Origin of the sequence: Paraburkholderia terricola, from assembly GCF_900142195.1 — a bacterium.
Classification (GTDB): domain Bacteria; phylum Pseudomonadota; class Gammaproteobacteria; order Burkholderiales; family Burkholderiaceae; genus Paraburkholderia; species Paraburkholderia terricola.
This window is the reverse complement of the sequence record NZ_FRAB01000013.1, coordinates 101,073-127,492: the sequence shown is the minus strand read 5'-3', so window position 1 is coordinate 127,492 and position 26,420 is coordinate 101,073. Positions and strand designations below refer to the sequence as shown.

Below are 26,420 nucleotides of genomic sequence, written 5' to 3'. Positions count from 1 at the left end.
CCCCATAGTCTAGGTTCGCCTAGAACGTGCCACAACTGACGTAAAATTGAGTCAGACGGGAGAAAAAGTCACCTTATGGACACAGACAAACGCACAAGGAAAGACGTGGACAAGTTGCCCCCGTTGAATGCGTTGCGGCACTTCGAGGCGGTCGCCCGCCTCGGGAGTTTCGCGGCTGCGGCGAGCGATCTGCACGTCACGCACTGGGCGGTCGGCAAACAGATTCGATTGCTGGAAGACTGGTTCGGCGTTCCGCTCTTCGAGCGTCGCTCGCGTGGCGTCGTGCCTACGGACGAGGGCGCTGCTCTGCTCAATGATGTCGAAGGTGCATTTGCGCGCCTGGGCAGCTCGGTCACCCGGCTGCGTCACAAATCCATTACGCGTCGTATAACGGGGGTCGTGCGCGTGAATGCGCTGGCGAGCTTCGCTTTGTGCTGGCTCATACCGCGCCTGGCGGATTTTCAGGCCCGCTACCCGGACATCGATGTGCGGCTCTCTACAACCTCACGCAAGTTGCGCTACGTCGGTGATGCATTCGACGTCGGCGTGCGCTCGGGACCCGAGGACGCGGCGGGCCTCGTGTCAACGACGCTGATGCCCGACTTGCGTCTGCCCGCCTGTAGCCCGGCGATGCTGCTAAGCCATCCGATCAGGACGGTCGCCGATTTGCGACATCACACGCTCCTTCATTCCACCAGCACTCGCACGGCCTGGTCCGACTGGTTGCGGGAGGCCGGCGCACCGGGCCTGCGCGGCGCCCGCCATCTCGACTTCGATCATGTTTTTCTTCAACTGGGCGCCGCCGCCGAAGGCCTCGGCGTGACGTTGGCGTCGCTGCCGCTCATCGAGCGCGAGATCGCAACAGGGCGTCTAGTGTGTCCGATATCAGAGCCGGCCTGGCGCGGACCCGATTACACGTTGGTCGTGAACACCGATCGCGCGGACGATGCCGCAGTCATCGCATTCAGAAAGTGGATCATGGCGGCCGCGGCGCAGAATCCGGTGGAGCCGGCTCGAAGCGAACCTGCACAAAAAGTACGTCGAACTACAGCGCGCACGAAACGAGCGCGGCGCTAGTTGTGACGGGCCGTGTGGTGGTGTCCGCCACCATGAAAGAACTGCTCGGCGATCAGCGCATTTGCGATGCGTATCGGGGCGGGCGCTCGCGGCGGAAACGGCGTCTTGAGCGTGATCCGGCGCTGGCTTGATAGCGTCCCGTGCGCGATGCGGCGGAACGCTGTATGCGCGGCCTTGGCATCCAATCGCATGGTCGGCGCAGGCCTTCGATGAATGAGAGAGAAAGGAATTGACGTTGTTCTGCGAGCATTGACGGCTTTTCCTTACTCATGATGTATGAGTCGCCGGGTGCAGACAGGTCCAACGAATCGCGCTCAACAGTCGTCTTTGAGCCGACAACGAAGCTCACGACGACGCGCGTAAGTCAAGAAGCTCCATCGTCACGTTTTCCCGTTTATCAGTTCGCGCCGTGATTACTTGATCAACTGCATCCCCGCGACCTTCGAGGCCGCCACGTCGAAAGTAGCCGTGTATTCGCATCCGGCTACATACCCCGAGCGCTCGATCAGGCAGTCCGCGAAGTCCGACTTTGCAGATGCGGCGAAAACGCGAAGTGCCTTTCGCACCGTGTCAGCGCCTTCAACGACCAGTTCCTTGGTGCCGATCATCGAGTCAATGATGTCCTTCATCTGCTCGCGCTCGACGCCGTAGCAACGTCCGAGCACCCACACGACTTCGACCAGCGCGACCTGCGAAACGTACCCCGGCCTCTCGGCCGATAGGGACTCCATCAGCGCCGTCGCCTTCTTCGAGTGCACGGCGTCGTCCTGGGCGAAGTAGCGGACCAGCACGTTCGTATCCAGTCCAATCATCGCGCGGATGCTCCCTGTTCCGCGATGGCCCGGTTCATGTCTTCGACCGACACCGGTTTAGCAGGCTTCTTCACGATGCCCTTGAGCGACGCAAGCGAGCGCGTGGCCGGATAGACCTCGTACCGGCCGGTCGCCTCGTTGAAGCTGAATTCGATCCGGTCTCCCGACTGCAGGCCAAGCTGATTGCGGACGTCCACGGGGATCGTAACCTGGCCCTTCGAAGTGAGAGTTGCTGTTGTCATGGTGACACCTCCAATAATCCTTACTTTAAGGTAAGGAGTCAGGGAAAGCAAGAACGAAATAACGGCACACCACGTTTTGTGAGCCTGAAGCATCGCGGCCCGAAATTCCAGGTGCGATTACCCGATCGCCAAACCACGCGAACTGAAAATTGAATATGCCCAGCCAACCCATCGCCAAGACGCTATGACCCTTCCACCAGAGCAGCTTATGCGCGCTATCGAGTTCGGCAAAGCTGGAAGCAATATCGATGCGATATACAAAAAAATTCCGATCGACCCTGAACGGACGGTCTTCGGCAAACGTCGAATGTCCCTTGATTCGCCCGCAGCGGACCATCAACTGAAGTCACTTCATAGCTTTGACCGCTGACTCGATTGCCCCGACAGGCAGCCGCGAGGAACGTGGCCGGTGATGCCACGTTTTCATCCATGTGCATTGATAACGGTGGAACATCAATACTTGGAAAAAATGCACTTTTCGCGTGGCCCCGTTTGCGTAACGCCTGTGCGGTGGGCCGGTGCAAGAGCCGCCTCACGCGTGCGGTCGGTCATGCGTCCGGGCGGCGCTCAGGCAAACCCTGCTGCATGCCCGGTCGATCGCGTATTCGGATAGCGCGAGCGGCGTCTATGTCGAGCGCGAGTTGTTCAAGCGGCTCGGCATCGAGGAACAGGTGAAAACCAGGGCGAGGATGATCCCGAAGATTCCGGTGGCGTCCGTGGTTGCGACCGGCGACTACGAAGTGGGTCTTCAGCAGGTTAGCGAGTTGCTGCCGGTGAAGGGCGCGGCGTACGTCGGCAAGATTCCGGAGTCGATGCAGTCCGTCACGCGCTTTGCCGCGGGCATACCGGTCGGCGCGCAGCATCCGAAGGAGGCGAAAGCGCTGCTCGACTATCTGGCGTCGCCCGCCGTGCAGCCGGAAGTGACATCGACCGGGCTCGATTCCGTCGCCACGCATTGAGACCCAGGCAACGATTCAAACCGGCAGGTCGGCGGGCTGATCGAAGGGTTCTTCTGGCTCATGGGCCAGGCTCAAGGCGTTCTTCAGGCGCGTTCGGTCGCAGGCGCGCTCCCACATCGATACGAAGATCACCGCGCAGGCGTTGCTGATCACGCTCGTCAGGGCGCGCGCCTCGGACATGAAGCGATCGATGCCGACCAGCAGCGCGACGCTTGCAACCGGCAGATCGGGAATGACGGCGAGCGTCGCGACGAGCGCAACCAGGCCGCTGCCCGATACGCCCGCCGCGCCCTTCGACGTGAGCAGCATGACCGCGAGCATCGTCGCGATCTGGCCGCCCGAGAGGTGCACATCGCACGCTTGCGCGATGAACATCGAGGCGAGCGTCAGGTAGATCGCCGTGCCGTCGAGATTGAAGGAATAGCCGGCCGGCAGCACGAGACCCACGATGCCCTTGTTGCAGCCAAGCGCTTCGAGCTTGACGATGAGGCGCGGCAGCACCGGTTCGGTCGACGACGTCGCGAGCACGATGACGAGTTCCTCGCGAATGTAGCGCAGCAGCCGCCAAAGCGAGAAGCCGTGCAGGCGTGCGAGCGGACCGAGCACGCACACGACGAACAGCAGGCACGCCGCATAGAACGACACCATCAGCATGCCGAGCGAGCCAATCGAACGGATGCCGAAACGGCCCACCGTGAACGCCATCGCGCCGAATGCCCCGGCCGGCGCGAGCCGCATGATCAGCGCGAGGATGCGGAACAGCGCATGGGCGATGCCGTCGATGAATTCCTGTACCCGTCGGCCGCCGTCTCCGCTGGCGTTCAATGCGAAGCCGAACAGAAGGGCGAGCAGCAAGACCGGCAGCACCTCGCCTTTCTCGAAGGCGCCGACGAGCGTCTCCGGAATCACCTGCAGCGCGAATTCGACGAGTCCGTGCGACTGCGTGCGAGTCGAATATTGCGCGAGGATGGCGGTGTCCAGATGATGTGGGTCGATATGCAGTCCCGCGCCCGGACGCAGCGCGAACGCGGTCGCGAGCCCCAGGACGAGTGCAACGATGGTGAGAAAGTAGAACAACGCCAGCGCTTTCAGGATGGTCCGGCCGATCTTCGAGCCGCTCGCAAGCGACGTGATGCCGGTGACGATCGTGCAGAAGACGATTGGCGCGATCATCATGCGCACCAGCGCGACGAACGCGTCGCTGAGCGGTTTCAGCGACGCGCCGACCTGCGGCCAGAAGTGGCCGACAGTCATGCCGAGCGCCATTCCAAGCAGAACCTGAACATAAAGCAGCCTGAAGGGCCTTGGCAGTGTCATTTCGGGGTCTTCTTCGCCGCACCGGCCGTGCCGCTGCGCTTCGTGTCGAGGATCGTCTGGTAGAACTGCTGCGCGGCCGGCGCGAGGGGGCGTCCCCGGCGCCTGACGATGCCGACTCGCCTCGTCACGACCGGATCGACGAGCGGGACGCTGGTGAGAATCGGATGGTCGCGCATGGGCATCGCCATTGAAGGCACGGCCGCCACCCCGAGTCCCGCTTCGATCAGGCCGAGCAGGGTGGTGACGTGGCGAGTCTCGCAGACGCTCGGCACGGCCGGCGCCACGTTGGTCAACGCCTGATCGAGCAGCAGGCGGTTGCCGGAAGTCTTGTCGACGGAAACGTATTCGTGCTCATAAAGCTCGCTCCAGGACACACGTGTCTTTCGGGCCAGCGGATGATCGCGGCGGCATGCGGCGACGAACCGTTCCTGCAGCAGGACCTTGAACTCGACCTCGGATTCCTGGCTGCCCATGAAGCTCACGCCGAAATCGGCTTCACCGCTGATGACCGAGCCGAGCACTTCGTTGGCGCTCGAGTCGAGCAGTTTGACCCGGATTCGCGGATAGCGGCTGTGATAGGCGGCAATGACGCTCGGCAGGAAATAGTAGGCAACCGACGGCACGCACGCGATGGTCACGTGACCGAGGCGGCTGGTAGACACGTCGCGGATGCCGAGCAACGCGACGTCGAGATCGTCGAGAAGCTGTTCCGCGCTTGGGGCGAACACGCGACCTACGGTGGTGAGCGTCACGCTGCGAGTGGTCCGCTCGAAGAGCCGCACGCCGAGCGCCGCTTCGAGCTTCTCGATGCGCCGGCTCAGCGCCGGCTGCGATATGTTGACCGCCTCCGCTGCCTTGCGGAAGCTGCCCAACTCCACGACGGCTCGAAACGCCTGCAAATCGTTCAGATCGAAGTTGACGCCCACGAGCCATCCTCAGCATTTTAGAATGCGGCTATTTTGCATGATATGGACGAACGCGCCCATCGAGGACAACACTCGGTGATTAGCTCGCGGGGTGATCGAAGTCCAGACCGATGGGGGATAGCGGCCAAGCTCGATATTTCCGCTAACGTTCCGATAAAGCACGAGCGGATTGATTCCGTATCCCCCAATCGAACCTCACCCCGCAATCACCTGCACGTGATAAAGCCCCCAGGGCGACAACTCGAAGCGCTCCTTCAGCGGCTTGCCGGACAACTCGGGAATGTGATCCGCATCATAGGCGGCCCAGAGCGGCCCCATGCCGCCGAGCGGCAGCGGCTTCCCGTCCATATGCGTCGCCACGACGAAGCGATAAGCGCGCACTTTATCGAGCGTCGTCATCACGGCGTAGCCGTCCACCGCATGCAACAGGATTTGCGTTCCACCCGCGCCGGGCGCGCCGACGTGTTCCAGCAACGTGGTCAACAACGGACCGCTCAACCTATGCGGCCGGGCATCGTATTCGGTGGTGGGCTGGATCGTCACGGCCGGCATGCTCGCCAGCAGAGGAAGATCGACGTTGTACGCTTGCGAAAACTTCACCTGATGCTTCGCCAGCAACTGATCGAATGCGGGATCGAGCGCGCCGCGATTGTGGCGCTTGATCGCGCCGCTGATCGTCAGGATGACGGGCGACGCCGCGGATGCTTCGTCATGGACATGCTGGTTGCCGAACGCGGGCGCGGCGCTTGCGCCAAGCACGGCGGCGCCGGCTAGAAATTGACGTTTGTTCATTTGCGTTGGTCAGGAACGGTGCGAAAGTGCTTTGACGTTGTAGCAGAAAACCGTTTCTTCCCCCAGCAAATGCGGAGCGTCGCGAGTGCGCCCGGGCGCATCTTGCGTCAGCTCGACGCGCTGCCGCATCCGCGCCGTCGCCGCTGAACGAGGCGGGGAACACTAATTGCTCCCTTGGGGCATGAATCGCCAGGCGGCACAAGACCCCGGCGGATTCGTTCCAATAACCAACGGAGACAAGATCATGGCTCATCATCCTACGAATCCGCCCGACCTGGCGCGTCGGAGAATGCTCGCCGCGCTGGCCGGTTCCATCGCGCTATCGGCGTGCGGAGGGGGCAGTCATGGCGGCGGCTCCGGATCGGGAACCCCTCCCGTGGTGGGCGCGATTCCGCCGGATCGCGCGAATCTGCCGCGCCCCGCGTTGCCGGATCCGGCGACGTCGGGCATCGATCACGTCGTGCTCGTCACCATGGAAAACCGCTCGTTCGACCATCTGATGGGTTGGGTGCCGAATGCCGAAAGCGCGCAGACCGGGCGCACCTTCGTCGATGCATTCGGCGAAGCGCATGCGCCGTTCGCGCTTACCGCGAACCCGGCGTATGGCTTCCAGGGCTGCGCATTCGCGGACCCGAATCACGCCTACGACGCCGGGCGCGTGCATCTCGCCAACGGCGCGATGAACGGCTTTCTGCTGACGCCGGCAACCAGCCTCACGCGCGGCGACCTGTTGCCGATCGGCTATTTCCAGTCGGCGGATCTCGACTTCTATCGCGGCGCGGTGACGCAATACACCGTGTGCGACTACTACATGAGCGGCATTCTCAGCGATACCTTTCCGAACCGCCTCTATCTGCACAGCGGCGAAACGGACCGTCTTTCGGACACGCAGGACACGTCAACCTTGCCGACCATCTGGGACCGCCTCGACGCGAAGAACGTTTCATCCACCTACTATTTCCACGACGTGCCGTTCACCGCGCTGTACGGCACGCGCTACGTCGGCCGCTCGAAGCTGATCGCCGACTTTCTCTCCGACGCCGCCGCGGGCACGTTGCCGTCGTTCTGCATGGTCGATCCGAGGTTCGGCGGCGAAGCGCAGGGCACCTCGAACGACGACCATCCGCATGCCGACGTGCGCAACGGCCAGGTGCTGCTGGGCCAGATCTACGACGCGCTGCGCACGAGCCCGAACTGGAGCAGGACGCTCATGATCATCGTCTATGACGAGTGGGGCGGTTTCATGGAGCATGTGGCGCCGCCCGTCAAGCCGGTGTCGGCGGCGGAGCGCGCGCTCGGCAACGACGGCCGTCTCGGCTTTCGCGTGCCGTGCATGCTGCTCGGACCGCGCGTGCGCGCGAACAACGTCTCGCGCTATCCGTTCGATCCCAGCTCCATTCACCAGTTGCTCGCCTGGCGCTTCGGCCTCGATCCGCTCGGCGTGCGAGCGAGCGACGCCACGACGTTCAACCTCGCTTATGCATTGAATCTGACGGACGCGGCGCGCACCGACGCGCCGGCGATCGCGGTGACGCAAGGCACATTCGGCGCGGCTTGCGCGAATATTGCGAGTTCGGGCACGACGGGCATCGCGCAACTGGACAGGAGCCAGGTCACGCCGGGCGCCAGCACGGCTCCTGATACGGCAATGAGTCCCGCGGGCGGCCGCTTCTCGGAACTGAGAACGAAGGCCGACGCGCTCGGCTTCCCTCAAGCGAAGTGACCTGAAGCAATCGGACGCGACCGTAGCGCGACGCGTGCCGCGCGGCGGGATCAGACCTCTTTGGTATCGAAAAGCAGCAGTTCGACGCCGGCTTGAGCAAAATTCGCCAGGTCTCCCGCCGTCGCCTGGCCTTGCGGAGAACCGAGTCCTTGCTTCAACGCTTCGAGCGAATCGAAGCTCAGGATCGCGGCGAGATGATAGGGCGAAGCGCCCTGCGGCGTGCCGACCGGTCCGGTGCTGACTTCATAGCGCCGCAAGCCGGGCAACTGTTTCGCGAGCGGCACGTGGGTCGAGTAATAGTGAGCGTCGAACGCTTCCGCGTTGGCCGGAGTTTTATAGAGCGCGACGAGCTTTGCCATGGTCATGTCTCCTGGCGCACCAGTCGAACTGGCGCGCGCCAGCATGAACGCCTCGCGCTTTGAACCGCGGGTCGCGGGGATCATGCGTGGTTGATGGGGTTCGGGCTCGCCGCCGCCTGGAGCGGTGACGAGTCCCGCATGGATTCTACGCCGGGTGCACGGGCGCGTCCGGACAGGATGGCGATCGCTTATGAGCCCGGGTATTCGGCTTCGTGAAGCTCGACGTCAGAACAGTTGTTTCTGACCGCTCATCAGCGTGATGAAGTTGTCGCGCAGCAGGGGCAGAATCGCATCGGCGACGGGTTGCAATTGCCGCGTCAGATAGTGTTCGTAATCGATCGCGGAGCGCAGCGTTTCGAGCGGCTCCGGCCCGGCGATCGTCATCACGTAGCTGATCCAGCCGCCGTTCTGATATTGCAGCGGCCGCCCCTGGCGCCGATTGAACTCGTCGGCCACGCGCGCCGCGCGCACGTGCGGCGGCACGTTGCGCTCGTAATCGCCGAGCGGCCGGCGCACCTGCTTGCGATACACGAGCTGGTCGTCGAGTTTGCCTTCGAGCGTATCGCGCACGTAGTCGCGTACGTAATCCTGATACGGCTGTTGCGTGAAAATGCGCCGATAGAGCTCCTGCTGAAACCGCTGCGCGAGCGGCGTCCAGTCGGTGCGCACGGTTTCGAGTCCTTTGTAGACGATGTCCTCGCTGCCGTCCGGCGCAACGGTCAGCCCCGCATAGCGTTTCTTGCTGCCTTCCTCGGCGCCGCGAATCGTCGGCATGAAGAAGCGCTTGTAGTGCCGCTCGAATTGCAGTTCGAGCGCGCTGTCGAGCCCGAAGCGTTCCCGCAGAGTCTGCCGCCACCACGCGTTGACATGCTCGACGATCGCGCGGCCGATGCGGCCGGCGTCTTCCTCGCTGTGCGCGTGTTTCAACCACACGAAAGTGGAATCGGTGTCGCCGTAAATCACCTCGTAGCCTTGGGCCTGAATCAGCTCGCGCGTGGCGTGCATGATTTCATGGCCGCGCATGGTGATCGACGACGCGAGGCGCGGATCGAAGAAGCGGCAACCGGTGGAGCCGAGCACGCCATAAAAGGCGTTCATGATGATCTTCAGCGCCTGCGAAAGCGGTTTGTTCTGCTCGCGCTTGGCGGCTTCGCGCCCTTGCCAGACTTGACCGACGATCGACGGCAGGCAATGGCGAGTGCGCGAAAAACGCGCACCGAGAAAGCCCGGCACCGAGCGATCGTCGCCGGGATCGAGCATGCCTTCCACGAGGCCCACGGGGTCGATCAGAAACGTGCGGATGATGGACGGATACAGGCTCTTGTAGTCGAGCACCAGCACCGAATCGTAGAGACCGGGCCGCGAATCCATCACGAAGCCGCCTGGACTCGCGGCGCCGGCCACGTCGCCGAGATTCGGCGCGACATAGCCTTGCCGATGCATGCGCGGCATGTACAGATGCGTGAATGCCGCGACCGATCCGCCGCTGCGATCCGCCGGCAAGCCGGTCACGGTTGCCCGTTCCAGCAGAAACGGCAACAACTCGGTCTTTGCGAAGATGCGCGTGACGAGCTCGCAATCCTTGAGGTTGTACCGCGCGAGGGCGGGCTTGTCCTCGTCGAAACGGCGCTGGATTTCATCCATGCGCTGATACGGATTGTCGATCGATTTACCTTCGCCCAGCACCGAACGCGCGACGTATTCGAGGCTGAACGAAGGAAAACTCCATGTTGCGGAGCGCAGCGCCTCGATGCCGTCAATGATCAGGCGCCCCGCGGCGCCGGCAAAGAAATGGTTTTGTCTGAGGCCATGCTCGCGCCATTCCATCACCGCGCCGCCGCGTCCGAGCCGCAGCGGCACGCCATATTGCTCGGCATGCTGCCGCAACACACGCAGATCGAACTGCACGAGGTTCCAGCCGATGATCGCATCGGGGTCATGCCGTTCCAGCCACAGGTTCAGCTTTTCGAGCAACTGGGCGCGGGTTTCGCAGTATTCGAGTTCGAAGTCGAGTGCGCTCGCGTCGCCGTTCGGCGGGCCGAGCATATACACCTGGCGCTGCCCGCAACCTTCGAGCGCGATCGAATAAAGCTCGGCGTGCGCACTGGTTTCGATGTCGAGCGAGACCAGCTTCAAGGACGGGCGATAACCGGTAGCCGGCTTCAATTCGCCGTTCACGAGCAGCCCGCCAGCTTGCGAATCGCCGCCGAACGATACCGGCGCGGTGATGAAGCGCTCCATCATGTAGCGCTCGGGCGGAAAGATGTCGGCTTCATACACGTCGACGCCGCCTTGCTTCAGGCGTTTCTCAAAGCCGGTCAATTGCCGATACTGCGGGCAGTACAGGCCCATGACCGGTCGATGCTGGAAGTCGCGCAAGTCGAGTGGACGCAGATCGAGCGGCGCTTCGCGGCGCAGGACCGTTTCCGCGCGCTCGCGATGTTCGACCGGAATGAACGCCACCGAAGGCTGCGGGCGCAAGCGGATGTGACGGGGCCCGCCGTCCGTTGCCAGCCAGAAATCCACTTCGGTGCCGGCGGGCGTGTCCCGCCAATGCCGGGTCAAGATGAAACCCTGTTCAAGCTCAGTCAAACCGCCACCTCTAAACGGGCGTTATCGCCTTGCGCAATTTTACCGCCATGCGTGTCGGGGCATGGCGCGCTCGGCGGGGCGTTCATGCTCGGCCACGCTGGGTGCAGGCGCGCTGCGTAATCTGTATGATCGTTTGCAGCGGTTCCTTCGGCGCACATCGTTGCGCCGGTCAAGTCTTCAAGTCTATTAAGAACGGAGAGAACACTATGACGTTGAGCAAACTTGTTGTTGTGGTCGCGGTGGCGGCAACCAGCCTGAGTGCACAGGCGCAAGTCGCCGGCACGCAACCGTTGAGCGTGACGGTCGAACAATCCACCGCGCTATTGAGCGGCTGGAGCGTGAAGAAGAGCATTCTCGGCAAGGCGGTGTACAACGATCAGAACGAGAAGATTGGCTCGATCCGCGATCTGGTGGTCGCACCCGATGGCTCACTGTCCGCCGCGATCGTCGCCGCTGGCGGCTTCCTCGGTGTGGCCTCGCATGACGTCGCCGTGCCGATCGCCGCGCTCGATATCCGCTCGGGAAACTTCTATCTGGCCGGCGCGAGCAAGGACGCTTTGAAGGCCACGCCCGCCTTCCAGTACAACAAGGTCAAGGCGCCGCCGAAGCCTAAAAAGCTGACGGGGGAGTAACGCATCGAGCCGCGAGCCGCCGGAATGACCGGCTTGCGGTCAGGCAGTCATGGAAAAGCGGCGCTTGCGGCGCGAATCGGCAGGTAGGCAACCCGATTCGCGCGCCGCAAGCGCCGCTCGCTTTTCCATTCACGGTGAATCATTCCGGCTGTTGAAGCCGGCCGGGATCAAGCCTCCAAAGCCAGCGTGGCGAATGTGCCGAGCCAATGCTCACCCATGTAGTCGCCGGCTACGTGCGGCAGCGCGCTTTGCAGATGACGCTCGGCGGCATCGAACAGGATCGTGCGGCGTATGTCGCCGGCGGGCAGCGCGCGGGCCAGCGAGCGCTGGCACCACGCGCGGCTCAGATTGAGGCCGTCGAGGTGGGCAATCTTGCCGTCGCTGCGATCCGTCACGGTGACGGGCTCGAATAAGGTCGCGGGCTTCTTTGCGCCGAGGTTCGGCAGAAAGCGACTGAACCAGTCGACGAATTGCGCGGGCGGCAAGATGCGCCGCATCAACTCCGCTTCCATCAGCGAAGGCGACAGAAATTCATCGCCGGCGGGCTCCCATGCCTGGCAGCCGACATCGTTCAGAAACCAGCGCTCGGCCGTATTGACCAGCAATGCCTCGAGCGAATCACGCGAGGTTTGCCGCGCGAAATCCAGCGCGAGCGCCAGCGCGAACGCCATGTTGAAATGCGTGCCGACGCGCAACGGGTAGGTCGCTTTCGGCAGAAACTCCTCGAAGCGTTCGACAAAGAGTTGGGTGAGCGGCGCGAAGGCCTTGGACCAGCGCGCGGCTTCGGAGAGCTTCAGCGAGTGCAGTTGCGCGCTCAGCGCAAGCAGCCAGGCCCAGCCATACGGCCGCTCGAAACCGCGGTTGTGCGGCAGCGTGAGGTACGCGAGTTCGCCGGCCACGTTCGCCTCGGTGAAGTGCTCGTCGACCACCGCGACGATGCGCGTGGCTTCGGGCAGGTCGGGAAAACGGTCGAGCAGATGCAGGATCAGCCAGTAGCCGTGCACGCACGAATGCCAGTCGTAGCTGCCGTAAAAGATCGGATGCAGCGCACGTGGACTCTGCACGTCTTGCGGACCGGCCAGCGCATGAGTGAGCTTGTTGGGGTATTCGCGCGTGAGGTGGGCGAGCGCGACATTGGCGAATCTGGACGCAAGGTCGGGAGTGAGTTGGACGTTCATCGGCGCCTCTGCAAAAGCGGAATCGAATAAGTAAGACAGTATGGTGTCGGCGGTCGCCAATAGTAAAGGGATCGAGTGAAGCGACCAGGCACGCGGCTTGATTCGAAAGTGGCGGCGCGTGCCGCGAATCGGCATTCGCACCGCATGCGCAGGCCGTGCGGCCGTGGCGGTGGCCGCGGCTCGCGCGCCGGCCATTGGGCTTTTCCCGTTTTCGATTTCATCGGTGCGCTGTATCACAGTTGCCGGTTGCCGCTGACGAAATAATGGATCCACGAAGCCAGTTAGCCAACGGCGTTTCACGCGCCCGGCATGACGGCCGTCTGGGAGATGCGCTGTGTTTAACCCGACCCTTGTCCGCACCGTATTCCGCGTTGCCGTGGTAGCCGCGTGTCTCGTCGGCTATCCGGGGCTGAAGTCGACGGCGATGGCCGCGGGCGCGGCGCCGCCGCTCGCGAAGGAGAGGCGGGTTGCACCGGCCAATGCCGCCGCGCCGCTCGACTTTCCCGCGCTCGTGGAGCGGTACGGGCCCGCCGTCGTGAATATCAGCTCGGTCAGCGCGACGGCCCAACCAGCGCCGGCGCCGGCCTTCGCCGCGCTTGGTCCCGACGATCCGCTCGCTTCGTTCTTCAAGCGTCCGTTGCAAGCGCAGGAGTCTCAGGGCAGTCCGCCGAGCGCGATATCGGGCGTCGGTTCCGGGTTCATCATTAGCGCCGACGGCCTCATTCTGACCACGGCACATGTGGTGGATCAAGTCGACGAAGTGACGGTCACGCTGATCGACCGGCGCGAGTTCAAGGCCAGGGTGCTGCTTGTCGACGCCCAGAGCGACGTCGCCGTGATCCAGATCGACGCCGCCAAGCTGCCGACGGTCAAACTCGGCGACTCGTCGCGCGTGCGCGCCGGCGAACCCGTGCTGACGATCGGCTCGCCCGACCGCTTCCAGAATACCGTTACCGCGGGCATTGTCAGCGCCACGTCCCGCACGCTGCCGGACGGCAGCAATTTTCCGTTCTTTCAGACGGACGTGTCCGTCAACCCGGACAATTCGGGCGGCCCGCTGTTCAACCGTGCGGGCGAGGTGGTCGGCATCGCCGTGCAGGTGTATCCGGACCAGGACCGGTCCGGCCTGACGTTTGCGATCCCGATCAATCTGACGGCCAAGCTGCGATCGCAGTTGCAAACCCAGCGCAAGACGCCTTCGGGCGGTCTCGGCGTGGAGGTGCAGGACGTCGGCGCGGGGCTGGCGGGGGCCTTCGGCCTGCAGCGGCCGGCAGGCGCGCTGGTCAATGCCGTCGAGCCCGGCACGACGGCGGCCGCGATCGGCATCAAGCCCGGCGACGTCATCGTGCAATTCGGCGACAAGCCGATCGAGCGCTCCGCCGAACTCCTCGATGCCGCCGCCGCGCTGCCGCCCGGCACGAAAACCACACTCCGGCTGATCCGCAATCGAAGGCCGATGACCATGGCGGTCATGATCGGCGCAGCGGGGGAAAGCCCGAGCGTTCGACCCAACGACGCGCGACAAAACGATGTCAGCTTGACGGAGCGCCTGGGCCTGGTCATGCATCCGCTGAGCGAGGGCGAGCGGCGCGCGAGCGGACTCGGCGTCGGTCTGATGGTGGACGAGGTTCGCGGGCCCGCCGCGGCCGCGGGCATCCAGCCCGGCGATGTCGTTCTGTCGCTCAATGGCACGCTGCTCGAATCGCAGGAGCAAGTGGCGACGCTGGAAGTCAAGGCGGGCAAACCCATTGCGGTGCTGATCCAGCGCAATAACGCGCGCCGTTTCGTTTCGGTGGAGACTAGATGAGATGAACCACCGAGGGCATCTCCGCAAATCATCCCTTGCCGGAACGAACACCCGCTACGCCATGCCGAGTTGCTGCGCCGTCGCGTCGATGGCCTTTTTCGCCTTCGAAACGATTTCGTCGATCTCGTGCTTGTCGATGACGAGCGGCGGCGACAGCAACATCCGGTCGCCGGTGGCGCGCATGATCAGATTGCCGTTGAAGCAGAAATCGCGGCACAGGGTGCCCACGTCGCCGCCGTTGGCGAAGCGTTTGCGCGTTGCCGGCTGTTCCGCGAGTTGCAAACCGGCCACGAGACCCGCGCCGGAAATCTCGCCGATGATCGGGTGATTGGCGAAGGCGTCGCGCAATTGCTTCTGGAAATACGGACCCGTCTCGCGCTTCACGCGTTCGACGATCTTCTCGTCGCGCAGCAGCTTGAGGTTGGCAACGGCGACCGCGGCGGCCACCGGATGCCCCGAGTACGTGAGCCCGTGATTGAAGTCGCCGTTCTCGATGATCGCTTTCGCCACGCGGTCATGCAGGCCCACCGCGCCCATCGGCACATAGCCGCTGGTGAGGCCCTTGGCCAGCGTGATGACATCCGGTTCGAAGCCGAAGTACTGATGCGCGAACCATTCGCCCGTTCGCCCAAAGCCGCCGATTACTTCGTCGGCGACGAGCAGAATGTCGTACTTGCGGCAAATGCGCTCAATTTCCGGCCAATAAGTCGAGGCCGGGAAAATCACGCCGCCCGCTCCCTGGAAAGGCTCACCGATAAACGCGGCCACCTTGTCCGCGCCGATTTCGAGAATCTTCGCTTCGAGTTGCCGCGCGCGCGCCAGCGCGAATTCCTCCGGCGTCACATCGGCTTGCGCTTCGCCGAAGAAATACGGCTGGTCGATATGCACGATGTTCTCGACCTTCGAGGGCATCTGCTCGTGCATATAGCCCATGCCGCCGAGCGTGCCGCCCGCGATCGTCGAACCGTGATAGCCGTTCTTGCGCGAGATCACGAACTTCTTCGCGTGCTTGCCTTGCACCGCCCAATACTGATGGACGATGCGCAATACCGTGTCGTTGCCTTCCGAGCCGCTGTTGCAATAGAAGAAGTGATTGAACGGTTCGGGCGCCAGTTCCGCGAGCAATGCCGACAGTTCGATGACAGGTGGGTGCGTGGTCTTGAAGAAGGTGTTGTAGTAGGGCAGTTCCAGCATTTGCCTGTACGCCGCATCCGCCAGTTCCTTGCGGCCATAACCGACGTTGACGCACCACAAGCCGGCCATGCCGTCGATGATCTTATTGCCTTCCGAATCCCATAGGTACACGCCGTGAGCCTTGACGATCACGCGGCTGCCGCTGCGATTCAACGCTCCCATATCCGAAAACGGATGGATGTGATGCGCGGCGTCGAGGGCGCGATAGTCGGCGGTGCTGCGCTGCGCGACTGGCGTGGCTTGTATGGCCTGCACCGTTGCGGTGGCGTGCAACGCCGGTTGCACATAAGCGATTTCTTCTGTTCTATAGCTCATACAGACTCCAGTAGTTTTGCGTTTGCATTGCCTCTGCGACAGCTTCAGACGTGCAGCAGCAAATGCCGGCGTTCCCACGAACTGATCACGCGGAAGAACGCTTCGTATTCGGTTTCCTTCAAAGCCAGGTAAGCATTGACGAACTTCTCGCCGAGTACTTCGGCAATCGGCTCGCACGCGCCCATCAACGTCAGGCCTTCTTCGAGATTGCGCGGCAACTGGTACGGCAATTCATAGCCGTCGCTAAGAAGCGGCTCCGTGGCTTCGAGCTTTTGCGTCATGCCGAGATAGCCGGCAGCGAGCGTTGCGGCAATCGCCAGATACGGATTGCAGTCCACGCCGGGAATGCGGTTCTCAATGCGGCGCGCAGCGGGGCCCGAATGCGGAATGCGGAAGCCCACCGTGCGGTTGTCGTAACCCCACGCCACATTGATCGGCGCGGCCATGAAGCGCGACAGACGCCGATACGAGTTGATGTACGGCGCGAAGATCGGCATCAGCGCGGGCGTGTACTTCTGCAAGCCGGCGATATAGCTGGTGAAAAGCGAGGTCGGCTTGCCGTCCGCACCCGTGAACATGTTGTGGCCGCTTTCCGCGTCGACGAGGCTTTGGTGCATATGCATGGCCGAGCCCGGCTCGCTTTCCATCGGCTTCGCCATGAACGTGGCGTACATCTTGTGGCGCAATGCGGCCTCGCGCACCGTGCGCTTGAACAGGAACACGCTGTCCGCGAGTTTCAACGGATCGCCGTGCATGAAGTTGATTTCCATCTGCGCCGCGCCCACTTCGTGAATCAGCGTATCCACTTCGAGTTCTTGCACCTCGCAGTACTCGTAGATGTCCTCGAAGAGCGGATCGAATTCGTTGACGGCCTCGATCGAATAGGACTGGCGGCCGGTTTCCGGACGGCCAGTACGGCCGATTGGCGGTTGCAGCGGCAAGTCCGGGTCCTTGTTCATGTCGACCAGATAGAACTCCAGCTCGGGCGCGATCACGGGGGTCCAGCCTTTGGCCTTGTACAGTTCGAGCACGCGGCGCAACACGCGGCGCGGCGAGATGGCGACGGGCGTGCCGTCGAAGTGAACGCAATCGTGAATCACCTGGGCGGTCGGATCGACGGCCCACGGAATCATGCGAATGGTGCTGGCGTCGGGAACGCACACCATGTCGGGGTCGGTGACGCCGGTGAGCGTGCCGTCGTCAGGATAGTCGCCTGTGACGGTCTGGATCATCACCGCCTGCGGCAAGCGCATGGACTCGCCGGATTCGAACTTGCTGCGCGGAATGATCTTGCCGCGCGCGATTCCGGCCATATCGGGAATGATCGCCTCGATTTCGGTGACGTGGTTCTTCTTCAGAAAATCGTCGATGTCATGCATGATTTTTCTCTCTGTTTGAGTGCGCGGCCGGCTCAGGTTTGCGTCGCGGCGGATGCCGCGCCATGGCCGGCCCTGGTGCGCATTCGATCGCGGCAGGCTTCGCCGAACGCACGAAAGATCGCGGTGGAAAGCGCGTCGCTCGCGTGCCGCCACTCCGGGTGCCACTGCACGCCCAGCGCGAAAGCGCGCGCGTCCTTCACGCTCGCCGCTTCGATCAGGCCGTCCGGCGCGGTGGCCTCGGTCATGAGGCCCGCGCCCAGCCGCTCGACGCCCTGGCCGTGCAACGAATTCACACGCGCCTCGTTCGCGCCGCCCGCGAGGCGCTGCAACAAGCCGCCTTGTGTGAGCGTGATCGAATGCGACGGTGCGTATTGCACGTCGAGTTCGTCTTGCTTGTTCTCGCGGTGGTCGTTCAAACCCGCCACCGCGTGAACGCTTTGATGCAACGTGCCGCCGAACGCCACGTTCATTTCCTGAAAGCCCCGGCATACGGCCAGCACCGGCACGCCCGCCGCGATCGCCGCGCGCAGGAGCGGCAGCGTGGTTGCATCGCGTGCGGCGTCGTGGAGCGTGCCCGGCGCGCTGGCATGGCCGCCGTAGCGCCGCGGCTCGACGTTCGAATAGCTGCCGGTAAACAGCAGGCCGTCGACGGTGGCGAGCACGTCATCGACGGACTGACGTTCGCCGAGCGCCGGCAGCAACATTGCCAGCGCCTGCGAGCCGTCCACGATCGCGGCAATGTACTTCTCGCCGGCAACGTGCGACGGATGCGCTCCGATCATCGTTCTGTCGGCGCTGATGCCGACTAGTGGCTTCGTTCGCATGATTGATACGCGTATGTGTTCTCGAGGAACTTCTTTCGGGGCGTTGACCGACGAACCCGACGGACGCGGCGTGAACAACCTTCAACGCGGCACGATTCCGCCGCCGGGCGCAAGGCGCGCGGCCGCTGGCAGGGTGCGGGCGGTCGTCGTCAACGGAACGCGCCGCGCGTCGCGATCAGGTAGGCGGTTCGATTCGGTTCGCTGCGCCGCGCAACGGATTTGCCTTGCATGAAGCGCATGAAACGCACACGCGACAGACGGCACCGCACGTGCGGAAACACACGGCTCGAAACAGCGCGCTCACGCAAACGGACGACTCGAATGGCGAAAAGGAGGGAGGCGCTAGGGCAGCAGCGAGGCGACTTCGTCCGTGCGCACTGCAATGAAGGCGCGCGCGGAGATGGAGTTGTGACGTCGAACTGAACGACGCGACAGGATCGTGAAGACGGACAGAAAGCGGCGGAACGCAAGCCTGCCGTTGCTGCCGTCGGCGATGGCGCCGTCAGCGCGAGGACAACTCGGCTGACTGCGATTCCATCTCACCAAAGGGCATCGGACTCTCACGATTACACTCGACTGGCAACGTTGAAAGTATTGAACGGCCTGCTCGAAATTCGCACGGGGCGTTTAAAGAAGCAGGACGCTGGGATGATCGCCGTTGAACCCATGCGAAGTGAATTCGCTGCGCCGCAAAACACGTTTAAGCGCCTCGTGACGCTGCTGCGGCGATCGCCTGAGAATCAGCATATACGAGTCAATAACGCCGTCAATTGATTTTTATTAAAGCTTGATAAGGGCTTTCCCGAGGGCAGGAATGCGATCGCAATGGCTGCCAATGCTCATTGCGTAATACGCATTTCCGGATTCCTTCAGGGTTTCCCCCGGCGGCGCAACGCGCAAAATGATTAGAATATTCAACACTCGGAAGCAGCCGCTGCCCGAGTTCATTTCTCGATACTCCGCCTTCAATGCCAGAGAACACCGCGATGTCCATCGAAGTGGCAACCCGCTTGCAGTACATTCGCAAGAAGCACGGCTTGTCCCAGCGTGAACTGGCAAAAAGGGCGGGCGTGACCAACGGCACGATCTCGCTCATCGAGCAGAACCGCGTGAGTCCTTCGGTCGGTTCATTGAAGAAACTGCTCGAATGCATTCCGATGAGTCTCGCGGAGTTCTTTACCTTCGAGGTGGAAGCGGAGCGTTCGGTGGTATCGCGCCGGGCCGACATGGCGAATCTCGGCAATCAGTCGATCGAGTGCTATCTCGCGGGCTCCAGCGTGAAAAACCGCAGCGTGGACATTCGGCGCGAGGTTTATCAGCCTCTGTCGGATACCGGGCCGCGGATGCTCGAACACGAAGGGCACGAGGGCGGCGTGGTGGTCAGCGGGCAAATCGAGTTGACAGTGAACGGCGCCACGTGGCTGCTCGATCCAGGCGACAGCTTTTATTTCGAAAGCCGTTTGCCGCATCGTTTTCGCAATCCCAGTGCGGAGCGTGTCTGCGAGATCGTGTCGGCCAGTTCGCCGCCGACTTTCCGACGGGCCTTCCTGTAGAAACAACGGAGATATCGCATGGCAAACCTTCAGCCGATCAGCCGCTACCCCGTGCCTGAGCCGAGCGAATGGCCGGACGACATCCGCGCGCGCATTCTCGAAGTACAGCAGAAAGCCGGTTTTGTGCCGAATGTATTCCTCACGCTCGCGCACCGCCCGGATGAATTTCGCGCGTTCTTCGCTTACCACGATGCGCTGATGCTGAAAGAGGGCGGCCTCACCAAAGGCGAGCGCGAGATGATCGTCGTCGCCACGAGCGCGGTGAACGATTGCCTGTATTGCGTGGTGGCGCACGGCGCGATTCTGCGCATTTACGAAAAGGCGCCGTTGCTCGCCGATCAGGTGGCCGTCAATCATCGCAAGGCGGATATCACCGCGCGTCAGAAGGCGATGCTCGATTTCGCGCTGAAGGTCTGCCGCGAATCGGGCACGGTGGATGACGCCGATTTTCAAACCCTGCGCGAGCATGGCTTTTCCGACGAGGACATCTGGGACATTACGGCGATTACCGCGTTTTTCGGTTTGTCGAACCGGATCGCCAACGTCATTTCAATGCGACCGAACGACGAGTTCCATCTGATGGGCCGCGTACCGAAAGGCGCGGCGCAGTAAGCGCGACCGCATACGGGCGCAAAAATCTTTCTGATCGGCGCTGTCGATTTGACGGCGCGCCATTCGTCGTAGCCGTAGAAGGGCACCAGATCGCTCGCCGTCGCGGCGCGCCGCTGTCGCCCTTGATCCCTTTTCATACGAGGAGATGGCTGATGACCGACCCCAACGCATCCGCACAGACACTGAAGCCGGCCCGCCTGCTGGCCGATTCCCCTCCGCGCTTTCCCGGCGAGAGCACCGAATATCGCCGCGCGCGCAACGCGTTGCTGGCCGAGGAAATCGAGTTGCGCCGCCATATCGAACGCGTCGCCGCGCAGCGCCGCGCGCTGCCGCCCGGCGGTGTCGTGCCCGAGGACTATCGCTTCGAGGGCGAGGAGGGCCCGGTGACGTTATCCGCGATGTTCGGCGCGCATGACACGCTCGTTACCTACAACTGGATGTTCGGCCCGAAGCGGGCACGGCCCTGTCCGATGTGCACGTCGCTGCTGAGCGCATACGACGGCGAAATGCCCGATATCCTGCAACGCGTGTCGTTCGCGGTGATCGCCCGCTCGCCGATCGAGAAGCTGGTCGCGTTCAAGAAAGAGCGCGGCTGGCGGCATCTGCGCTTGTATTCGTCGGCCGGCAATACCTTCAATCGCGATTACGCGGCCGAAGATCCCGATGGCGACGACAATCCGGCGTTCAACGTTTTCACGCGTTCCGGCGACACGATTCGGCACTTCTGGGCCGAGGAGATGGGGCCGTCGACAGCGGACCCCGGCCAGGATCCGCGCGGCGCACCCGATGTGATGCCGATCTGGACCGTGCTCGACATGACGCCCGGCGGCCGTGGCAAAGACTGGTATCCGAAGCTGGAATACGAAACCGCGCCGCGTTAGTCGGGCTTTCGCGGCGGCGCGCTCGCGCTACGGCCGCGCGCCGAGCGCATAGCTTTGCCCCAGCGCCGTCTGCAGATAAGCGCGGACGGCGCTGGCCCGCATCGGTCTGCCGAACAGATAGCCCTGCACCGCGCGAGCGCCCAGCGCCTTGACCACCTCGGCCTGCGATGACGTTTCGAGCCCTTCCACCACGCATTCGAGCCCGAGATTTCCGCACAGGTCGAGCACCGACTTGACGATCTTCTTCGACGCGCTGTTGGAATCCACGTCGGTCATGAAGCTGCGGTCGATCTTGATCGTATCGAAGGGCAGGCGATGCACGTAGCTCAGGCTCGAATAGCCGGTGCCGAAGTCGTCGAGCGACACGCGGCAGCCGGCCTGCTTGATCATCGTGAGCGCACTGTGGGCCTGCTCGAAGTCGCGCGTCACGGCGGTCTCCGTGATCTCGAACGACACGCGATGCGGCGGCACGCCGCTCGCCAGCACGATATCGATCAGGCGGCGGGCGCGCGCCGAGGTGGAGATATCGATCGCGGACAGATTGAACGACAGATACAGTTCGGACGGCCAGCGTGACACTTCATCGAGCGCCTTGCGCAGCAGCACTTCAGTGATGCGCAGAATCAGTTCGGTGCGCTCCGCGATCCGAATGAATTCTTCCGGCTTGACCGCGCCGAGCCGCGCGTTATGCCATCGCCCGAGCGCTTCCATGCCGATGGTGCGCTGCGTGAGCACGTCGTGGATCGGCTGGAATTCGAGGAACAGCTCCGACTCGAGATCGGCGTGGCGCAGTTCCTGGGTCACGAGACTCGAACGGCGAATCCGCGTTTCGTGTTCGGTCGAGAAGATCACCGGCGTGCCGCGGCGGCTTTCCTTGCCCACGTACAGCGCGGCGTCGGCCCGTTCGAATACCTGCGCGACGGTCGTGCCCGCCTCGGGAAACGCGGCCCAGCCGATCGTTCCCGACAATTCGGCGACATTGCCGGCCACCTGGTACGGCTGACTGAGCGCGTCGCAGATGCGCTGCCCCAACGCCACCAGCGTCTCGTTCGAAAGCTGGTGTTGCGCGAGCACGCCGAATTCGTCGCCGCCGAGGCGCGCGAAGAAGATGCCCGGCTCGGCGAACGCGAGCAGCCGCAAGCCGACTTCCTGGAGGACGAGGTCGCCGCTCGCGTGTCCATAGATGTCGTTGACCTGCTTGAATCCGTCCAGATCGATCAGCCCGACGTTGAAGCCGCCGCCGCTGCCGAGCGCCTGTTCGGACAGCGCGCGCAACGACGCAAAGAAGCTGCGCCGGTTGGGCAGGTCGGTGAGGCTGTCGATGCTCGCGAGGCGGAAGTTGTCGTCGCTGAGCCGCTGCGTATTCTGCTGGCTCGCCTGCAATTCGCGCTGCGCGTGAACCACGCCGGCGAAGGTCCGGTAATACAGTTCGATGATGAAGGCGAGCGCGAGGCCGACCAGCGTCATGTCGACCGCCATCGCAATGAACACGGGGTAGCCGGTGAAAACCAGAAAGGTCGCGAAGCTCAGGATGACGATCGACAGCAGAAGCAGCGCGGCCGCGCGCAGGTGCATCAGGCAGAACACGCAGCCCACCACGGTGGTCGCCATATAGAACGCGACCTGGGCTTGCTCGTAAGCGGTGCCGTAGGGGAACAGCAGCAGCGACCAGGCGCTGAACGCGATGCCGAAGATGCCGGCGAGCCAGATCAGCCTGCGCAGTTCAGGCACGGCCTTGTCGTGCGTGAGAACCCGGCGCCGCACGCGCCACCATCGAACGCAACGGATGACGCAGACCGCGCAGAGCAACACGGGAATGTAGATGGACAACCAGGCGGGCGCGCTTCTCAGATGCGTGACGGCGACGGCCACCGTGTTGACGAACAGCATGAAGTACAGCAACGGTATCTGATGGCCGAACGCCTGAAGCTGCGAACGCACCAGTTCGGGGTCGCCTTCCGCGACAGACAGCGCTTCTTTCAATCTGGCTAGCCGAACCATTCCCATCCTTTAGTGTTTGCGCCGCACACGCAGCTTTATATATCGGCAGTGCCGGTGCGACCTTGAGAGCATTTCGGGTTCGAGATCGGGCCTGAGATCGGGCTCGGCGCAGGGCGGTAAGTACGACCTCCCGGCCATCGGTTGGCGTCATTTGTGCCGCGTGATGTTGCAAGCGCAGGCGGCTTACGGCGATCCGGCGAGCGCCGCGCCTGTTGCAATATGGCGAAACCCGGCGTTTTTTATTTCTCTCCGATTCTTTATTGCCGGGCGTGGCGCCCCGGGAACGTCAGATCGCGACGGTGCAACATAACATGGCAAAAAAGCCTGTCCGCACCGCGCGGGCTTGCGCTAAAGCACTGAAATTGCAACGGATTGTGATATGGCGCGGGCCGCCGTGAAGCGCCGGAAAAACGTAAGCGCTCGATTCTTATGGCACTTTGCGGGAAAAAATCGTCAAATTCCCGCTGGGCGGGTGATACAAGGCTTACACCAAGGTTTGCGCGAATGCGCGCCTATGCGTTAGTGTGTCGGTCCCGGCGCGACAGATGTGGCGCCGGTTCCATGATTACCATACGGGAAGTGCTATGAACAAACAGGAACTGATTGATGCAGTCGCTGCAGCGACGGGCGAAAGCAAAGCGGCCACGGGCCAAACCATCGACGCGATCGTCGAAGCGGTAACCAAGGCAGTGGTGGGCGGCGATACGGTGCAACTGGTCGGTTTCGGTTCTTTCTCGACCGGCGCGCGCGCTGCACGCGTGGGCCGCAATCCGTCGACGGGCGCCGAAATCCAGATCGCCGCAGCCAAGACGGTGAAGTTCACCGCCGGCAAGGCATTCAAGGAAGCCGTCAACGCGTCGTAATGCAACGCGCCTCGCGCCGGAGCATCCACGCGCGCTGCGATAGCGCGCGGCGGACGATGTCTCGGGCGTAAGGAATCACGCGCTGCCCATCCCCGATGATGTAGCCGGATCGGCGGCTGGCGCGGCGCGTGTGTTTCGCTTGCAAGCTGTGTTGCGAACCCGGGTCGTCAACCCGGTTGCAATTTGCCGGCGCGAGATCAGCCCGCGCGGCGTTTGCGGCTTGCTTCGGCGAGGGTGTCGAGCACCGGTTCCGTCTGCGTCCAGCTTACGCAGGCATCCGTGATCGATACGCCGTAACGTAGCGGCACACCGGCCTTCAGGTCCTGACGGCCTTCTTCCAGATGACTTTCCAGCATGACGCCGATGATGCGGCGCTCGCGCTGCGAGAGTTGCCGCGCCAGATCCTGCACCACGTCCAGTTGGCGCAAATGCGATTTGCCCGAGTTCGCGTGCGAACAGTCGACCATGACCTGCTCGCGCAAGCCCGCTGATCTGAGCGCCGCACAGCTTGCCTCCACCGACGCGCTGTCGTAATTCGGCCCTTGCTTGCCGCCGCGCAGGATCACGTGCGCGTCGTCGTTGCCGCGCGTTTCGAAGATGGCGGCCATGCCCATCTTGGTCATGCCCATGAACGCATGGCTCGCGCGCGCGGCGACGATGGCGTCGGCCGCGATTTGCACGCCGCCGTCCGTGCCGTTCTTGAAACCGATCGGGCAACTCAGCCCCGACGCCAGTTGCCGATGACTCTGGCTCTCGGTCGTGCGCGCGCCGATCGCGCCCCACGCGATCAGATCGGCGATGTATTGCGGGCTCAGCAGATCGAGAAATTCCGTGGCCGTGGGCAAGCCCAGACCGTTGATGTCGAGCAGCAGTTGCCGCGCGAGGCGCAGACCCTCGTTGATGCGGTAGCTGCCGTCGAGGCGCGGATCGTTGATATAGCCCTTCCAGCCCACGGTGGTGCGCGGCTTTTCGAAGTAGACCCGCATCACGATCAGCAGATCGTTCCTGTAGGTGTCGGCCGCGACTTTCAGCTTGCGCGCGTATTCGATCGCCTGGTCGTGGTCATGAATCGAACACGGGCCGACGATCATCACGAGCCGGTCGTCACGGCCGTGGAGAATGTCGGCGATTTCCGCGCGGGTTTTCTCGACGAGCGTCTGCACCGAAAGCGGCACGGGCAACTCGTCTTGCAACAGCGCGGGGGAAATCAGCGGACGCACCGCGCCGATCCGAACGTCGTCGATGCGCGTGGTGTCCTGGGTGGCGTCGGCCGAGCCGACTTCCTGATCGTGCAAAGGATTGTCGATGGCGCTCAAAGTGTTCTCCCGGAACCTGGGTGATGAAGTGGCCTCGCGGCCTGACTGTTGGAATGTCGCTGCGTTTTCAGCTGCCGCGATTATGACATCCGCGCTCCGGGACCAGGGTTACCCGGGCCTCACAGACGGTCGATCAACGCCATGGCCGCAGCCGGATTGCGTTCCTTGAAGCCGCTGATCACGTACAGATAGACGTCGCGTGCCGCGGTTTTCGCGGGCGGCGCGGCGCTCGTTTCCAGGTCGTCCGGGGTCGTGCCCGCCGCGAATCGACGGGCGCGTTCGGCCCACGCGTCGAGCGCCTTGGTGGAATAGCCTTTGGCCTGTTTGTCGGTCGTGCCCATGATGCGGGCGTACACGAATGGCGCGGTGATGTCGGCGATTTGCGGGTAATCGCTGTCGCCGGCCAGCACGACCGCGACCTTGTATTTTCTCGCGAGCGCGATGAATTCCGGCGTTTTGAAGGTGTCGTTGCGGACTTCGACTGCGTGCCTCAGCTTCTGGCCTTCGATACTGGCCGGCAGCAGTTTCAGGAAGGCTTCGAAATCTTCCTTGTCGAATTTCTTGGTCGGCGCGAATTGCCAGTTGATCGGCCCGAGCTTCTGTTTGAGCAGCAGCACGCCGCTTGCGAAAAAGCGCTCGATCGTTTCGTTGGCGTCCGCGAGAACTTTCCGGTTGGTTGCATAGCGCGGGGCTTTCAGCGAGAAGACGAAATCGTCGGGGGTTTCCTGATACCACTTCTCGTAGCTCGACGGTTTTTGCAAACCGTAGAACGTGCCGTTGATTTCTATCGATGTGAGATGTTGGCTCGCGTATTCGAGTTCACGGCTTTGCGTGAGGTCGGACGGGTAGAAGGCGCCTCGCCACGGCGCGTAGGTCCAGCCGCCGATGCCGATTCGGATCCGGTTGCTTTTGGAGGATGGCATTGGGGGTGCCTCGGTGGTGAGTTCGCGTTGGAGGGGTAGGTTAGCGCATTGTGGAGTGGGGTGGTTTTGTGCCAGCGCGGCGCTTGGCGAAGGTTCGCGCGTACGGGGAATGGAATCGACAATGTGGGGTCAAGCGTCAGCCC

Annotated in this window: 25 protein-coding genes and 1 pseudogene; 10 read left to right on the top strand and 16 right to left on the bottom strand. The window is 62.9% G+C overall.

Going from position 1 to position 26,420, the window contains the following annotated elements; translation table 11 throughout:
- Positions 1–75 precede the first annotated feature (75 nt).
- The gene (locus tag BUE39_RS13965; protein WP_073429247.1) at positions 76–1,077 is read left to right on the top strand and encodes a LysR substrate-binding domain-containing protein; all 1,002 of its coding nucleotides are present in this window, start codon (positions 76–78) and stop codon (positions 1,075–1,077) included.
- Between the two features lie 413 nt (positions 1,078–1,490).
- Here the strand turns inward: BUE39_RS13965 and BUE39_RS13955 are convergent, their stop codons facing one another.
- Genes BUE39_RS13955 through BUE39_RS34860 form a run of 3 tightly spaced genes read right to left on the bottom strand, consistent with a single transcriptional unit; the run spans position 1,491 to position 2,471 of the window.
- Positions 1,491–1,889 carry a PIN domain-containing protein gene (locus BUE39_RS13955; protein ID WP_073429245.1) on the bottom strand — a complete coding sequence of 133 codons (399 nt, stop codon included), beginning with the start codon at positions 1,887–1,889 and terminating at the stop codon, positions 1,491–1,493.
- On the bottom strand, positions 1,886–2,131 hold the full coding sequence (locus tag BUE39_RS13950) for an AbrB/MazE/SpoVT family DNA-binding domain-containing protein (protein WP_073429293.1): 246 nt from the start codon (positions 2,129–2,131) through the stop codon (positions 1,886–1,888). The genes BUE39_RS13955 and BUE39_RS13950 overlap by 4 nt, the downstream gene beginning before the upstream one ends.
- 25 nt (positions 2,132–2,156) lie before the next feature.
- Positions 2,157–2,471, bottom strand: a complete 315-nt coding sequence (locus tag BUE39_RS34860; protein WP_143031944.1) for a hypothetical protein — start codon at positions 2,469–2,471, stop codon at positions 2,157–2,159.
- 226 nt (positions 2,472–2,697) lie between these two features.
- On the opposite strand from BUE39_RS34860, the pseudogene BUE39_RS13945 reads away from it, so the two are divergent.
- Positions 2,698–3,090 (top strand): annotated as a pseudogene (locus BUE39_RS13945) (substrate-binding domain-containing protein); the annotation flags it as partial.
- Between the two features lie 15 nt (positions 3,091–3,105).
- Here the strand turns inward: BUE39_RS13945 and dctA are convergent.
- The 3 genes from dctA to BUE39_RS13930 all read right to left on the bottom strand — a co-directional run bounded on the left by dctA (position 3,106) and on the right by BUE39_RS13930 (position 6,125).
- A complete protein-coding gene (gene dctA / locus BUE39_RS13940; RefSeq protein WP_073429244.1) occupies positions 3,106–4,407 on the bottom strand; it encodes a C4-dicarboxylate transporter DctA in 1,302 nt (433 codons plus the stop codon).
- Complete coding sequence (locus BUE39_RS13935; RefSeq protein ID WP_073429243.1) at positions 4,404–5,333, bottom strand: LysR family transcriptional regulator; 930 nt, start codon at positions 5,331–5,333, stop codon at positions 4,404–4,406. Before BUE39_RS13935 ends, dctA begins: the two co-directional genes overlap by 4 nt.
- Before the next feature lie 195 nt (positions 5,334–5,528).
- Positions 5,529–6,125, bottom strand: a complete 597-nt coding sequence (locus BUE39_RS13930) for a putative pterin-binding protein (protein WP_073429242.1) — start codon at positions 6,123–6,125, stop codon at positions 5,529–5,531.
- A gap of 244 nt (positions 6,126–6,369) precedes the next feature.
- On the opposite strand from BUE39_RS13930, the gene BUE39_RS13925 reads away from it, so the two are divergent.
- On the top strand, positions 6,370–7,848 hold the full coding sequence (locus BUE39_RS13925) for an alkaline phosphatase family protein (RefSeq protein WP_073429241.1): 1,479 nt from the start codon (positions 6,370–6,372) through the stop codon (positions 7,846–7,848).
- Between the two features lie 50 nt (positions 7,849–7,898).
- On the opposite strand, the gene BUE39_RS13920 is transcribed toward BUE39_RS13925, so the two are convergent.
- Together BUE39_RS13920 and BUE39_RS13915 are read right to left on the bottom strand one after the other, a co-directional pair.
- Positions 7,899–8,207 carry an EthD family reductase gene (locus tag BUE39_RS13920; RefSeq protein ID WP_073429240.1) on the bottom strand — a complete coding sequence of 103 codons (309 nt, stop codon included), beginning with the start codon at positions 8,205–8,207 and terminating at the stop codon, positions 7,899–7,901.
- A gap of 225 nt (positions 8,208–8,432) precedes the next feature.
- Complete coding sequence (locus tag BUE39_RS13915) at positions 8,433–10,799, bottom strand: DNA polymerase II (RefSeq protein WP_073429239.1); 2,367 nt, start codon at positions 10,797–10,799, stop codon at positions 8,433–8,435.
- A gap of 206 nt (positions 10,800–11,005) precedes the next feature.
- Here BUE39_RS13915 and BUE39_RS13910 point away from each other — a divergent pair, with 206 nt between their 5' ends.
- Positions 11,006–11,431, top strand: a complete 426-nt coding sequence (locus tag BUE39_RS13910) for a PRC-barrel domain-containing protein (RefSeq protein WP_073429238.1) — start codon at positions 11,006–11,008, stop codon at positions 11,429–11,431.
- A 167-nt stretch (positions 11,432–11,598) separates the two neighbouring features.
- Here BUE39_RS13910 and BUE39_RS13905 read toward each other — a convergent pair whose 3' ends face one another.
- Positions 11,599–12,609 carry a DUF2891 domain-containing protein gene (locus tag BUE39_RS13905; protein ID WP_073429292.1) on the bottom strand — a complete coding sequence of 337 codons (1,011 nt, stop codon included), beginning with the start codon at positions 12,607–12,609 and terminating at the stop codon, positions 11,599–11,601.
- A 334-nt stretch (positions 12,610–12,943) separates the two neighbouring features.
- Between BUE39_RS13905 and BUE39_RS13900 the strand changes: the two genes are divergently transcribed.
- Positions 12,944–14,416 (top strand): trypsin-like peptidase domain-containing protein, encoded by a 1,473-nt coding sequence (locus BUE39_RS13900; RefSeq protein ID WP_073429237.1) that lies wholly within the window; start codon positions 12,944–12,946, stop codon positions 14,414–14,416.
- A 54-nt stretch (positions 14,417–14,470) separates the two neighbouring features.
- Here the strand turns inward: BUE39_RS13900 and BUE39_RS13895 are convergent, their stop codons facing one another.
- The 4 genes from BUE39_RS13895 to BUE39_RS35455 form a co-directional block, all read right to left on the bottom strand.
- Positions 14,471–15,925 carry an aspartate aminotransferase family protein gene (locus BUE39_RS13895; RefSeq protein WP_073429236.1) on the bottom strand — a complete coding sequence of 485 codons (1,455 nt, stop codon included), beginning with the start codon at positions 15,923–15,925 and terminating at the stop codon, positions 14,471–14,473.
- A gap of 44 nt (positions 15,926–15,969) precedes the next feature.
- Positions 15,970–17,304, bottom strand: a complete 1,335-nt coding sequence (locus tag BUE39_RS13890) for a glutamine synthetase family protein (RefSeq protein WP_073429235.1) — start codon at positions 17,302–17,304, stop codon at positions 15,970–15,972.
- Positions 17,305–17,336: 32 nt separating this feature from the next.
- Positions 17,337–18,128, bottom strand: a complete 792-nt coding sequence (locus tag BUE39_RS13885; protein WP_073429234.1) for a gamma-glutamyl-gamma-aminobutyrate hydrolase family protein — start codon at positions 18,126–18,128, stop codon at positions 17,337–17,339.
- A 342-nt stretch (positions 18,129–18,470) separates the two neighbouring features.
- A complete protein-coding gene (locus BUE39_RS35455) occupies positions 18,471–18,692 on the bottom strand; it encodes a hypothetical protein (RefSeq protein WP_227470429.1) in 222 nt (73 codons plus the stop codon).
- A 21-nt stretch (positions 18,693–18,713) separates the two neighbouring features.
- On the opposite strand from BUE39_RS35455, the gene BUE39_RS34185 reads away from it, so the two are divergent.
- From BUE39_RS34185 to BUE39_RS13865, 4 genes are all read left to right on the top strand, one after another.
- The gene (locus BUE39_RS34185) at positions 18,714–18,902 is read left to right on the top strand and encodes a hypothetical protein (protein WP_143031943.1); all 189 of its coding nucleotides are present in this window, start codon (positions 18,714–18,716) and stop codon (positions 18,900–18,902) included.
- A gap of 212 nt (positions 18,903–19,114) precedes the next feature.
- On the top strand, positions 19,115–19,681 hold the full coding sequence (locus tag BUE39_RS13875; RefSeq protein WP_073429291.1) for a cupin domain-containing protein: 567 nt from the start codon (positions 19,115–19,117) through the stop codon (positions 19,679–19,681).
- Between the two features lie 18 nt (positions 19,682–19,699).
- Positions 19,700–20,293: a peroxidase-related enzyme gene (locus tag BUE39_RS13870; protein WP_073429232.1), complete on the top strand. Its 594-nt coding sequence runs from the start codon at positions 19,700–19,702 to the stop codon at positions 20,291–20,293.
- A gap of 152 nt (positions 20,294–20,445) precedes the next feature.
- Positions 20,446–21,174 carry a DUF899 family protein gene (locus BUE39_RS13865; protein WP_073429231.1) on the top strand — a complete coding sequence of 243 codons (729 nt, stop codon included), beginning with the start codon at positions 20,446–20,448 and terminating at the stop codon, positions 21,172–21,174.
- A 27-nt stretch (positions 21,175–21,201) separates the two neighbouring features.
- On the opposite strand, the gene BUE39_RS13860 is transcribed toward BUE39_RS13865, so the two are convergent.
- Positions 21,202–23,175 (bottom strand): putative bifunctional diguanylate cyclase/phosphodiesterase, encoded by a 1,974-nt coding sequence (locus BUE39_RS13860; RefSeq protein WP_073429230.1) that lies wholly within the window; start codon positions 23,173–23,175, stop codon positions 21,202–21,204.
- 584 nt (positions 23,176–23,759) lie between these two features.
- On the opposite strand from BUE39_RS13860, the gene BUE39_RS13855 reads away from it, so the two are divergent.
- Entirely contained in the window at positions 23,760–24,038 is a 279-nt protein-coding gene (locus tag BUE39_RS13855) for an HU family DNA-binding protein (RefSeq protein WP_006049832.1), read from the top strand.
- A 197-nt stretch (positions 24,039–24,235) separates the two neighbouring features.
- Here BUE39_RS13855 and BUE39_RS13850 read toward each other — a convergent pair whose 3' ends face one another.
- Together BUE39_RS13850 and BUE39_RS13845 are read right to left on the bottom strand one after the other, a co-directional pair.
- Entirely contained in the window at positions 24,236–25,354 is a 1,119-nt protein-coding gene (locus BUE39_RS13850; protein WP_073429229.1) for a 3-deoxy-7-phosphoheptulonate synthase, read from the bottom strand.
- Positions 25,355–25,473: 119 nt separating this feature from the next.
- On the bottom strand, positions 25,474–26,277 hold the full coding sequence (locus BUE39_RS13845) for a DUF72 domain-containing protein (RefSeq protein WP_090518786.1): 804 nt from the start codon (positions 26,275–26,277) through the stop codon (positions 25,474–25,476).
- Positions 26,278–26,420: the final 143 nt, after the last annotated feature.

Excerpts from the sequence above, each read along its gene's own strand:
- BUE39_RS13965 (WP_073429247.1), top strand. The coding sequence starts at position 76 with ATGGACACAGACAAACGCACAAGGAAAGACGTGGACAAGTTGCCCCCG.
- BUE39_RS13955 (WP_073429245.1), bottom strand. The coding sequence starts at position 1,889 with ATGATTGGACTGGATACGAACGTGCTGGTCCGCTACTTCGCCCAGGAC.
- BUE39_RS13950 (WP_073429293.1), bottom strand. The coding sequence starts at position 2,131 with ATGACAACAGCAACTCTCACTTCGAAGGGCCAGGTTACGATCCCCGTG.
- dctA (WP_073429244.1), bottom strand. The coding sequence starts at position 4,407 with ATGACACTGCCAAGGCCCTTCAGGCTGCTTTATGTTCAGGTTCTGCTT.
- BUE39_RS13930 (WP_073429242.1), bottom strand. The coding sequence starts at position 6,125 with ATGAACAAACGTCAATTTCTAGCCGGCGCCGCCGTGCTTGGCGCAAGC.
- BUE39_RS13925 (WP_073429241.1), top strand. The coding sequence starts at position 6,370 with ATGGCTCATCATCCTACGAATCCGCCCGACCTGGCGCGTCGGAGAATG.
- BUE39_RS13920 (WP_073429240.1), bottom strand. The coding sequence starts at position 8,207 with ATGGCAAAGCTCGTCGCGCTCTATAAAACTCCGGCCAACGCGGAAGCG.
- BUE39_RS13910 (WP_073429238.1), top strand. The coding sequence starts at position 11,006 with ATGACGTTGAGCAAACTTGTTGTTGTGGTCGCGGTGGCGGCAACCAGC.
- BUE39_RS13905 (WP_073429292.1), bottom strand. The coding sequence starts at position 12,609 with ATGAACGTCCAACTCACTCCCGACCTTGCGTCCAGATTCGCCAATGTC.
- BUE39_RS13895 (WP_073429236.1), bottom strand. The coding sequence starts at position 15,925 with ATGAGCTATAGAACAGAAGAAATCGCTTATGTGCAACCGGCGTTGCAC.
- BUE39_RS13890 (WP_073429235.1), bottom strand. The coding sequence starts at position 17,304 with ATGCATGACATCGACGATTTTCTGAAGAAGAACCACGTCACCGAAATC.
- BUE39_RS13885 (WP_073429234.1), bottom strand. The coding sequence starts at position 18,128 with ATGCGAACGAAGCCACTAGTCGGCATCAGCGCCGACAGAACGATGATC.
- BUE39_RS13875 (WP_073429291.1), top strand. The coding sequence starts at position 19,115 with ATGTCCATCGAAGTGGCAACCCGCTTGCAGTACATTCGCAAGAAGCAC.
- BUE39_RS13870 (WP_073429232.1), top strand. The coding sequence starts at position 19,700 with ATGGCAAACCTTCAGCCGATCAGCCGCTACCCCGTGCCTGAGCCGAGC.
- BUE39_RS13865 (WP_073429231.1), top strand. The coding sequence starts at position 20,446 with ATGACCGACCCCAACGCATCCGCACAGACACTGAAGCCGGCCCGCCTG.
- BUE39_RS13860 (WP_073429230.1), bottom strand. The coding sequence starts at position 23,175 with ATGGTTCGGCTAGCCAGATTGAAAGAAGCGCTGTCTGTCGCGGAAGGC.
- BUE39_RS13855 (WP_006049832.1), top strand. The coding sequence starts at position 23,760 with ATGAACAAACAGGAACTGATTGATGCAGTCGCTGCAGCGACGGGCGAA.
- BUE39_RS13845 (WP_090518786.1), bottom strand. The coding sequence starts at position 26,277 with ATGCCATCCTCCAAAAGCAACCGGATCCGAATCGGCATCGGCGGCTGG.